The sequence below is a fragment of the [Clostridium] fimetarium genome, assembly GCF_900111235.1.
Lineage (GTDB): Bacteria > Bacillota > Clostridia > Lachnospirales > Lachnospiraceae > Clostridium_N > Clostridium_N fimetarium.
The window spans coordinates 51,823-63,429 of sequence record NZ_FOJI01000001.1 but is presented as its reverse complement, the minus strand read 5'-3'; the positions used below and the strand labels follow the sequence as shown (position 1 = coordinate 63,429).

7 protein-coding genes are annotated in these 11,607 nt (G+C 33.5%); 2 read left to right on the top strand and 5 right to left on the bottom strand.

Going from position 1 to position 11,607, the window contains the following annotated elements:
• Positions 1-52: 52 nt before the first annotated feature.
• The 5 genes from pth to BMY18_RS00355 all read right to left on the bottom strand — a co-directional run bounded on the left by pth (position 53) and on the right by BMY18_RS00355 (position 8,477).
• Positions 53-610, bottom strand: coding sequence for an aminoacyl-tRNA hydrolase (gene pth / locus BMY18_RS00375; protein WP_092449439.1), 558 nt, complete (start codon positions 608-610; stop codon positions 53-55).
• A 340-nt stretch (positions 611-950) separates the two neighbouring features.
• Positions 951-5,360 (bottom strand): pectinesterase family protein, encoded by a 4,410-nt coding sequence (locus BMY18_RS00370; RefSeq protein WP_092449437.1) that lies wholly within the window; start codon positions 5,358-5,360, stop codon positions 951-953.
• A 285-nt stretch (positions 5,361-5,645) separates the two neighbouring features.
• Positions 5,646-5,918, bottom strand: a complete 273-nt coding sequence (gene spoVG / locus BMY18_RS00365) for a septation regulator SpoVG (RefSeq protein ID WP_092449435.1) — start codon at positions 5,916-5,918, stop codon at positions 5,646-5,648.
• Positions 5,919-6,084: 166 nt separating this feature from the next.
• A complete protein-coding gene (gene glgD, locus BMY18_RS00360) occupies positions 6,085-7,206 on the bottom strand; it encodes a glucose-1-phosphate adenylyltransferase subunit GlgD (RefSeq protein ID WP_092449433.1) in 1,122 nt (373 codons plus the stop codon).
• A complete protein-coding gene (locus BMY18_RS00355; RefSeq protein WP_092449431.1) occupies positions 7,206-8,477 on the bottom strand; it encodes a glucose-1-phosphate adenylyltransferase in 1,272 nt (423 codons plus the stop codon). Before BMY18_RS00355 ends, glgD begins: the two co-directional genes overlap by 1 nt.
• 287 nt (positions 8,478-8,764) lie before the next feature.
• On the opposite strand from BMY18_RS00355, the gene murC reads away from it, so the two are divergent.
• Together murC and BMY18_RS00345 are read left to right on the top strand one after the other, a co-directional pair.
• Positions 8,765-10,171 carry a UDP-N-acetylmuramate--L-alanine ligase gene (murC, locus tag BMY18_RS00350; protein ID WP_092449429.1) on the top strand — a complete coding sequence of 469 codons (1,407 nt, stop codon included), beginning with the start codon at positions 8,765-8,767 and terminating at the stop codon, positions 10,169-10,171.
• Positions 10,172-10,420: 249 nt separating this feature from the next.
• On the top strand, positions 10,421-11,593 hold the full coding sequence (locus tag BMY18_RS00345) for a DnaD domain-containing protein (RefSeq protein ID WP_092449427.1): 1,173 nt from the start codon (positions 10,421-10,423) through the stop codon (positions 11,591-11,593).
• The last annotated feature ends 14 nt before the right edge of the window (positions 11,594-11,607 follow it).

The window sequence follows — 11,607 nt, the reverse complement described above, 5'->3', positions numbered from 1 at the left end:
TACCTTTCCTCGTCATACCATTATATTTATTTTCTATATTTATTTACGTTTATTAGTTATATTTATTCATTCCTACTTCGATTCCATCCAAAAGAATAGTTTCAACTGCTTTGCATGCATTAGCAAGTCCCTCATTTACTACTTCTTGTTGTTCTTTTGAAAATCTTCCAAGTACCCAATTAGCCAAATCATACCCTCTAGGTTTGTCACCAACGCCAAATTTTATTCGCTTGAATTGATCGGTGCCCAAATTTGCAATAATGCTCTTGATTCCATTATGTCCTCCAGCGCTTCCCATCGGTCTAAGACGAAGTTTCCCAACATCCAGGCTTATATCATCAAAAATGACTAGCATTTTATCAATATCTTCCTTATAAAAATCAATCACCTCTCTAAGGCTCTCTCCACTAAGATTCATGAACGTTTGTGGCTTTACAAGAACCACTTTTTGGCCTGCAATAACCCCTTTACCACATATTGCCTTATGCTTTTTTATATCCATACTAATGTTATATTCATCAGCTAGCTTATCTATAACTGCAAATCCCACATTATGTCTAGTTCCAGCATATTCCTTTGTTGGATTTCCAAGTCCTGCAATAATATACATACTTTATCTCCATCCTTTCACTTTAAAATTATCCCTAAATATGTCATCCAGGTAACACAATATGGCTAATAAGAAACAATACCCCTAAAGGTAAATTTCAAATCAGCCTTATCTTATGTTAAAATATTTGCGTCCCAATCATTAATATTATCTAATACTTCTATATCATCTATAACTATAAATAGAATACTCTACTTTATTAATCTAATCAACAACTTTTAGAACCATGATTTAAATACACGCTATTAAATCTCTGATCCAGACCGATTTTGAATCAATTCAAAGTGGGGCGCATATATATGCGCCCCACTCCATTTCTTACAAAATTCTGCTATGAGTATTAATTAACTTTTTTGATCTTTCTCTTCTTTGTTGCATATAGAACTGTTCCTGCTGCAATGCCCATAATAAGCATATACATTGTAATTGGTGATGTATCACCTGTCTTAGTTGCTGGTGTTGCATCTGGAGTCACTACTGCAGCTACTTCAGGAGTTACTACTACAGCATTTGCTACCTGAGCAATAACATACGTACTAAAATGATCTGTCTCAAATACGCATTTTCCATCTACAACTTTTGTATCAAGTTTTGTAAGAGTTCCGTCGGTTTCAACTCTAAATACACTAATCGCCTTAGTTAGATCAAATCCACTCGGAATTGGAAGTGATACACTTACTTTTCCCTTTAATTGTACTGCGATTCCATCTGAATTTTTAAGGTCCATTTCAAAAACTACAAATTGTTCAAGCTTATTTGCAGTTGCTATTGTATTAACAATTGTTGCAGTTTTTTCAAATACCTCACCACTTGTTACTGCCTTAACTTCAAATTTTGATCCTTGTTCAATATTCGCATTAGGATCAACAAGTTTAATTTCTGTATTTCCAGTAGCTGCAATAATAACTGGTGCTTTAACTAAAGCTGTTACTGCATTAGTTAATGCCGTTGCTGCTGCATCTATTGAAGACTGTTTGTCAATCTTCAAACCATTCACAACTGCCTTTGCTGCCGTAATTGCTGTTGTAACTACTGCATAGCTTTCACTTGTGTATACAGATGATGTATGTGCTTCTGCTGATGCAATTGCTGCTGTAAGTGCTGAGTAATCTGCATCCTTTAAAACTAATGTTGCTACAGCACTATTTAAATTTGTTAATGCTGTATCAACTATTCCTTGGCTATCAATCTTTAAGCCAGTTGCAACTGCTTTTGCTGATGTAAGTGCTGTACTAACTGCTGGATAACCAGTTATATAGTTTGTTGCCGTAAGTGCTTCTGTTGATGCAATTGCTGATGTTAGTGCCGAGTAATCTGCATCTTTTATTACTAATGCTTTAAATGCATCGGAAATACTAGTTGCCATTGCATCTACTTTTGCTTGTTCTGAAGAATCTAAACCGAATACTAATGCTGCCACTGCTGCTGTTACTGCACTAAAATCTACATATTGTGAAGAAATCAACGCATTTATTGTTGAAATAATTGTATTAACTGCCGTATAATCTGCGGGCAATATTTTATTTACATAATCACCTAAAACTGTTATTGTTGCGTATTCTGCAGCCTGGTTTGGAGAAAAAAGGAATCTATCATTATTTACAACAAATCCAGGGCCATATGAACCATATTCTGCAAATCTTGCGTTCAAATAACTATTGCCGCTCATATCTCCATATCCAGCAGCTGCAATTGCAGATGTCAAATAACAATTAATAAATATTGCTTCTGCATCAGCTCCCCATGGGCGAGACATACGGAAAGATCCTGCCGCAACACCCGCTTCTGCTAAGAAATGACAATTACTAAATACAAAACCATACTTAGTTGACGCGTATGTTCTACCTGCTGAGAAACAGCCATCTGGTTTATATGATGTATATCTAGCAACGATATCGCAATCAGAAAATACGGATGTACCTGCACCATAGATAAAATCTACATTACCTGTAATATAACATTTCTGGAAATACTGACGTGTAACTTCATAATTCCCACTTGCATCTTTTACTCTTGTATCAGTAAGAAGAGTATCCTGATAACCTATCAGTCTAATATTGATACAAGTTGTCTGATCTGCAACGATACATAATGCATCTGCCTGTTGATCAGTACCATTTGAATATGCATACGAGTTTTCAATTGTTAAATTTTCTGCTGCAAATCCATCTGCTGTTGAATCAACATACATGCAGTTTCTAGTCCACATATCTTTAGCTGAACCATCTGCTACCGCTACTGATTTATAAATTCTTGTCTTTACGCTATCTTCTCCAAGCAAGCTTACATATGGAGATTTTATTTCTACTCTTTCATTATAATCACCATTCTTAATGAAAATAACTTTTGATGCTGCATTGTCAGCTGGTACTGTTGCTACAGCTGCGCTTACTGTTTTATATGTAGGAACTCCATTCACTAAATCTCCATCAGTTCCTGTAAAAGCCCCATCTACTAAGATGTTATATTTTTCTAAGTAAATAAAATTAAATGTTTTTCTTGTTATTTTTCCATCAGCATCTGTAAGGTAAAGATTAACATCATTTCTATACTGTGTTAAATCGATGTCAAATGAAAATGTTCCATTTGCAGTTATAGTTGCTGAACTAATCTGTTTACCATTTACTTCTAATGCTAGAGTACCTGCTTTGTCAACAGTTCCTGCAATTGAAGCTTTCCTAGCTGTTACTGTATCATTTGATTTTGAAGTAATAGTAAATTTTGCTGCTGCTGCTTCATACACATAAGTTCCAACATGTCCTGGTGTAGGAAGTGCTTGTTGTATTACTGAAACATTACTTGTATTGGTATCATTCTTTGCCAATATTGTATAATAATAAGGATTTTCATTTGTTACATCAGTATCAGAATATACAAGTTCAGAAGTTCCAAATGATTTTACTAAGCTCCATTTAATCGCTTCACCTTGACCATCTGTTTTATATAAATCATATGATGTTGCTCCTGTTACTGCTGTCCATGCAAGATCAATTTTCTTATCTGTACCTGTCGCAGTAAGTATTGTTTGACTAAGTGGAGTAACATATGGTACTTGTGCAGATATTTGTGCTGAGTCAACACTACTCAACTCACCCGCTTTACCATAAACTTTAAAAGTATATGTTCCATCTGCTGTTGGTTTATAAGAAAAATTAGTTACTTTAGAAATACCTGCAGGAGTATACGCTCCCCCATCCTTAGATACCAAAATCACATAAGATATATTCCCTTTGCCTTCTGTTACAGTCCATGAAAGATTAATTGCATCTCTCAGTTGAGTTACAACTGCTGAATCTATGGTTGTTACCACTGGGGCTACACCTACTGCTATGTAATAATCATTCTGATCATATACAATATAACCATCAATATCTGTAAGTGTTATATTTGAAATCTGTGCAGTAACACCTGCGAATGCAAGTCCATACTGTACACTTTTGCCATTCTGCAAACTTGCATAGCACTGTGTCAAATCAAAAGCAGGTAAAGTCGCCGTTCCATTACTTGCCAATATAGTTCCTGAAGCATCTAACGTTTTCATTATGCTTGTATTACCACTAGTCTTCTGATAAGACAATATATAATCCTTACCTACTATAACAGCATTTGCTGCTGTCTTAGGATCGCCGCCATTAACGCCAGCACCGGATGTTGTAAAATTATGTTGTGTTACAAAAGTTTTGTTTGTTTGAACAATATCCATAGCCATTGGCTTATAAGTTCCTGATGGAACTGCAAATTGTCCTACGGCAACACCAAATTTATCAGTGCCAGTGTCTAGTCTACTCATGTTAACTTGTGCTGAAATTGTATAGTTCGAAGTGGTTGCTGGAAATAACAAATAATCAGTTTGTTTATCGTCACGAATAGAACCTTTAACTGCTCCTTTTTTATTATCAACATTTAAAATATTACCATCTGCTGATGAAGCGAATACAGTATCACTATCATATGTTCCACTATAAGCTTTACTATTTGAAAATGTTGGAATCAATTCACCAATTGAAGAATCAAATACCGTTTTCTTAATTGTTATGCCATCTGCGGTGTTCACAGATGTAACTTTTACATCCGAAAATACTGCGGTTGTTCCTGCGGTGGCAAAAAGCCCAATCTGTTTTGCATCTAATCCTGTAATCGGCTGTGACTTTGCTACTACACCAGCAAAATCGGCTGTTGTACTAACATAAAATTTAGCTGTTTCTCCAGATATTTCAATTTTAACATAAATATCAGGGGAAGCTGAAGTAATTGCAGTATTTAATGCTGACGCTCCGCCGCCAGTAGATGCTTTATGATATCCATATCTGATTTGTCCTTTATTACCATAATCTGCATATATTGCTGCGCTTGTTGCGCCTACTTCTTCAGAATTTCTAACTAAAACACCAACTTGTCCAGCTGTTGTTCCTGTTGGTGTTATTTTTGCCTGAATTGTAATATCACCTTTTGCTGCAAAATATGCATAGTATAAATCATCTACTCCTGCACTCTTGTCAAATTTTGCACCTGCGCCTACTATTGATACTGTCTTTGCTACACTATCATATGTATAACTTCCTGCTGTTGCTGGCGTTGCAGTTGCATGAGCACCAATTTCAGCAGTTTTCCATATTGTTGTTAATGGATTAGTTGCTACTGCCCCATCTGCTGCCAATACCTTTGTTGCCCCCGTAAATGGAATCGTACCCAAAATCATACAAACCGTTAATACGATACTTAGGAATTTTTTCCTATTCTTACTTTTCATACTTCTCCTCCTGGAAACTAATTATTTAATAACTTGTTATTTAGTAAATATTTATAATTTATGTAAAATATTTACATTCATACTGTTACAATATCAAATTTTTACAAAAGTGTCCATACTATTTTTTATATTATTACTATTTTATCGTTTTTTTTATTGCGTTTTTTGTGCATTATCACGTTTTTATTGTTAAATAATTCCTAATCAGTACTTATGCACAATAAACTGGCAAAAAAATAGAGCCACCTTTATTTAGCGACTCTATTATATCATTCAACCTTTTTACTATTCTGTTACCAATTCATCTGCTGCCTTCTCAAAAGCATCTAAAACGATAGCTTGTAATTTATCACGCGTCTTCGTATTAATTGGATGGGCAATATCCCTATACTCTCCATCTGTTGCCTTTCGGCTTGGCATCGCTATAAACAATCCTTTTTCTCCCTCAATTACTTTGATATCATGAACTACAAACTCATTATCAATTGTAACTGACACTACTGCTTTCATTTTACCCTCTTTTGCTATTTTCCTTACTCTTACATCTGTAATATTCATAATCGAACCCCTTCCATTATATATAGTTTAATTATAAGAACTTAGATAATTCTTATAACCAGATTTACGAAGCGATATATCCACCTCTTTTATAATAGCTTGCTTCGCAACTTCTCATAAGTTATATTTTTGTATTCCAATAACTTCTTATTACATACCATATGAATTAATCCATATAAAGCATACTTTTCTCTACTACGATTTCAATTTTATCCGATTTTCCAACATGATTTGAATTGGCTTTAATTGTACTTTTGCTCTCAACTATACAATTTTCAATATAAGCATTGTCTCCTATATAAACGTCATTTAGAATAATAGAATTCTTGATAATCGTGTTATTACCTATATATATCTTTTTAAATAAGACTGAATTTTCAATTGTTCCATTTATGATACAACCGCTAGCAACCAGACAGTTCTTAACATTAGCTTGGCCATTGTATTTTGTAGGCGGCAAATCGTCTATCTTAAAATACACATCTGGATATTGTTTGAAAAAGTAATCTCTGATTTCGGGATTAAGAAAATCCATATTGGCCTTATAATATGATTCAACAGTTGAAATGTTACTCCAATAGGATTCTATTACGTATCCATAAATATGTTTCAGATTTTTATATCTTACTAAAATATCTTTTACAAAATCATGCCTGTCTTCTTCAGCCGCCTTCTCAATCAGCTCAATCAACAATCTTCTTCTAATAACATATATTCCTGTTGAAACAGTTGAAAGGTTCGTTTCAATTGGCTTTTCTTCGATCTCTGTAATTCTACCTTCTTGCGTCATACTTACTAAACCAAATCTTCCAAAATCGGATTCATCATCAAGTTTCTTAACTACAAGCGTGATATCCGCTTTCTTCATAATATGATATTCCAAAACTTTATTGTAATCTAACTTATATACTCCATCTCCAGAAGCAATTACCACATATGGTTCATGACTAGATTTTAAGAAATCTAGATTTTGATATAATGCATCTGCTGTTCCTCTATACCAATAGCTGCTATCTGATGTGATTGTTGGAGTAAATACAAATAATCCACCTTGTTTTCTTTCAAAATCCCACCACTTTGATGAGCTCAAATGCTCATTTAACGACCTTGCATTATACTGCGTTATTACAGCAACTTTCTGAATATGTGAATTTGTCATATTACTAAGTACGAAATCTATACTTCTATAGCTTCCCGCTACTGGCATCGCTGCTATAGCACGCTTATTTGAAAGCTCTTTCATCATTTTGTTATTACCACCGGCTAAAATAATTCCTATCGCTCTCATTAATCTTCACCTGCCTTAATTATATTGCCGCCACTTACAAGAAATCCATCTACATAGTCCTCTTCTTCGGTAATCCCGAAGATAGCTGTATTCTTTCCGATTTTGACGCCATTGGGAATAATTGAGTTTTCACCAATAGTTGCGATTCCTGAATTATATACTTTAGGAAATTCTACATTCGGAGTATCTTCTCCTATTCCAATTTCAACATTATCACCAATCACAACATCTTCTGCAATAATTGCTTTATAAAGTGCTGAATTCTTACCAATAACGCAATTTTTCATAATAATAGAATCATGTATAACTGCATCTTCTTCAATTACCACACCTGTTCCTATAACCGAATTGTACACCTTTCCATATATTTCGGAGCCTTCACCGATTATACTCCGTTCAATATGAGCCTTATCGCCAATATACTGCGGTGGCAAGGTATCAGTCCTTGTATAAATTTTCCAAAATTCTTCGTATAAATTAAAGACTGGAATAATATCTACTAATTCCATATTTGCTTCCCAATATGAATTAAGCGTACCAACATCTTTCCAATAGCAATTATATTCGTATGCAAATATCCTCTTATTATTTTCAAAACAATATGGTATTACATGATTACCAAAATCACATTCGTTTTGATTTTTCAGCTTAATCAATGTCTCTTTTAAAACTTTCCAAGTAAATATATAAATTCCCATTGATGCCATATTGCTGCGTGGATTAATGGGTTTTTCTTCAAACTCTGTAACTCTATTGTCGCTATCTGTAATTAAAATTCCAAACCTACTTGCCTCTTCCACCGGTACCGGCATAGATGCAATTGTAATATCAGCATTATTTGCCTTATGGTAATTAAGCATTATCTTATAATCCATCTTTGAAATATGGTCACCTGATAAAATCAATACATATTCTGGATTATAAGTTTCCATATATTCTAGATTTTGATAAATAGCATTCGCGGTTCCTGTATACCACTCACTGCTTGTGCTCTTTTCATATGGAGGCAAAACGGTTACTCCCCCAACGTTACGATCCAAATCCCAAGGAATCCCAATTCCGATGTGTGTATTAAGCCTTAATGGTCGATATTGTGTGAGCACTCCCACCGTATCTACCCCTGAATTAATACAATTGCTTAGAGGAAAATCAATAATTCTGTACTTTCCCCCGAAAGCAACAGCCGGTTTAGCTACCTTAGCAGTTAAAACTCCGAGTCTGCTACCCTGACCTCCTGCCAATAACATTGCAATCATTTCTTTTTTAATCATGCCATTACCTCTGCTGTTATTTTTTCGTTTTTCCATACTAATTATATCACATTTCATTTTGCAAGTAAAAGTTATTTTGTACTTCTTTACATGTTTTTTTGTGTTTTATGTTTAATTGCAACCCTCTTTGTGGTATAAAATGCACAATTCGTAATATTTAGGTTAATTTTCTGATTATAACCAAAACCATATTCTTATAAGATTATAAATAATTTTGTTTATAATTTAATAAGATAGGTTTATAATAGAAGATATAGATAATTATAATCAGAAAGGTATTTAACAAAATGTACAAAATCAATTTTAACAATCCAATTCATGTTCACTTTATTGGTATAGGCGGTATTAGTATGAGTGGATTAGCAAAAATTTTATGTAATAAAGGATTTACAGTTTCAGGATCAGATTCAATGGAATCTGCCTTAACTGATGAATTAGAACAAGATGGCTGTATTATCTCCTATCCACAAGACGCTGATAATATAAATGCAAGTATAAATTTAGTGGTATATACAGCAGCAATACAATCAACTAATCCTGAATTGGCAAAAGCAGTAGAATTTGGTACACCCACAATTACTAGAGCTGAGCTTCTCGGTCAAATCATGAGCAACTACAAAGTATCAATTAATATAGCTGGCACTCACGGAAAAACCACTACTACATCAATGGTTTCTGAAATGCTAATTGCGGCCAATACAGACCCTACTATTTCATTAGGAGGAATTCTTGATAGTATCGGTGGAAACATTCGATTAGGTAATTCCGACATATTTGTAACTGAAGCTTGTGAATACACAAACAGTTTCTTATCATTTTTCCCAACAATCAATTTAATTTTAAATGTTAAAGAAGATCATCTTGATTTCTTTAAGGACATTGATGATATCCGTCACTCATTTAAATTATTTACAGAAAGACTTCCCGACAGTGGAACACTTATAATTAATAGCGATATTGATAACATCTCATATTTTTATCAAGACAGTAAATGTAATGTTATTACAGTAGGCTCGGATCCCTCTAAAAGTAAATATAGTGCAAAAGATATTATATATGACGCTTTGGGATGCTGTAGTTACACCTTGTTAATAGAAGGAACCCCCTCCGGAAACATCACTTTAAAAGTTCCTGGAATCCATAATGTATATAACTCATTGGCCACAGTGGCTTTGGGGTTTGAACTAGATATTCCTTTTGAAACGATTCAAATTGGACTTTTATCTTTTAGTGGTACGAAGCGTCGTTTTGAGAAAAAAGGTACGCTTAACGGATTTACCATTATTGATGATTATGCTCATCATCCAGATGAGATCAGAGCAACTTTAAACTCTGCACAGCACTATCCTCACAATAGAATTTGGAGTGTTTTTCAACCTCATACTTATTCAAGAACTAAAATTTTACTCGATAAATTTGCTCAAGCGCTTTCATTTTCAGACATAGTTGTTCTTGCAGATATATATGCATCCCGTGAAACAGATGATTTAGGAATCAGTTCTGTTGATTTAATGAATGAAATCAAAAAATTAGGAACCGAATGCTATTATTTTTCATCTTTTAACGAAATAGAAAAATATTTATTTGAAAATTGTATCAACGGTGATTTGTTGATAACTATGGGAGCGGGTGACATTTATAAAGTTGGCGAAGATCTGTTAAAACAAGACTTTTCCACCGATTCTAATATATGATCGCATAGTTATCCACATTATCCACCGAATCCACATATAAATTTGTGTAAAACTCATTTTATATGTGGATTTTTTGTTTATAACTTATAATTTTAAATTCTAGGCTTTACCCGATTTATTAACTATTATATGTTTTTATCCACATTATCCACATTATCCACAATCTTATCCACTTAATTTAGTGCCTATTTTAATTTCAAAATGACTGTGTTATAATTACGCTAATCAATTGAAAGGTACGTGTTCTATATGAAATCACTAATATTAAATAACAATAATTCAAACTCAATAATAGTATCTAATCTATTTTTAGATAATTTTATGCCTAATGCCAATGGAGAATTCGTAAAGATTTATCTCTATTTAATTAGATGCATTTCAGATCCCAGTATGCAGATATCTATATCATTACTTGCGGACAAGTTTAACCATACTGAGAATGATGTAATTCGTGCATTAAGATATTGGGAAAAATCTGGTCTTATTTCGCTTTTATATGATACTAGCAAAAAGGAGCTTGTTAGCATAACATTATTGTCTTCCGATGATACTAATTATATGAAAGAACTCTCTGATAAGAATTCTAATAATAAAAATAGTAACATTGATAATACAGCTGATATTAATAGTACTTCCAATAATAGTAACACTACGAATCATACGGCAAGACAGGATGTCCCAAATATTGATGTACCAATCATAATAGAATCTATTGCTGAACGTAAACCCAAACCAAGCTATACTTCAAGTCAATTAAAGCAATTTTGTGAAAAAGATGATTTAAGTCAGCTTCTATACATAGCACAGAAGTATTTAGGAAAAACACTTACTTCGACCGAAACGAATTCAATCATATACTTTTATGAAGCATTAAAGTTTCCATCCGATTTAATCGAATATCTAATTGAGTATTGCGTATCAAAAGAACATAAAAGCATGCGCTACATTGAAAAAGTAGCTATATCTTGGGCTGATGCTGGTATAGAAAGTATCTCACAAGCAAAAAAAGAAATCACATTTCATAATAATAACATTTATTCTGTCATGAAGGCATTTGGTATCAGTAATCGTAATTTAGGAATCCGCGAGCAGGAATTTATAAGCAAATGGAATGATGTTTATTGCTTTGATTCCGAAATCATTATTGAAGCTTGTAATAGAACAATTCAAGTAACACATCAACCAAGTTTTGAGTATGCCGATTCTATCCTTTCAAAATGGAAAGAAAAGAATATTACTCGTTTAAGTGAATTGAAATCTTTAGACGAACAATATGTGCAGTCAAAGAATACAAAGGAACGTATTTTAACGCAAAAGACAACCGGTTCATCAAATTCGTCTTCTAACAAGTTTAACAATTTCACTCAACGAGACTATAACTTTGATGAACTTGAGAAACAACTAATTGGAAACAACAGCTAGGACATCATAGAAAA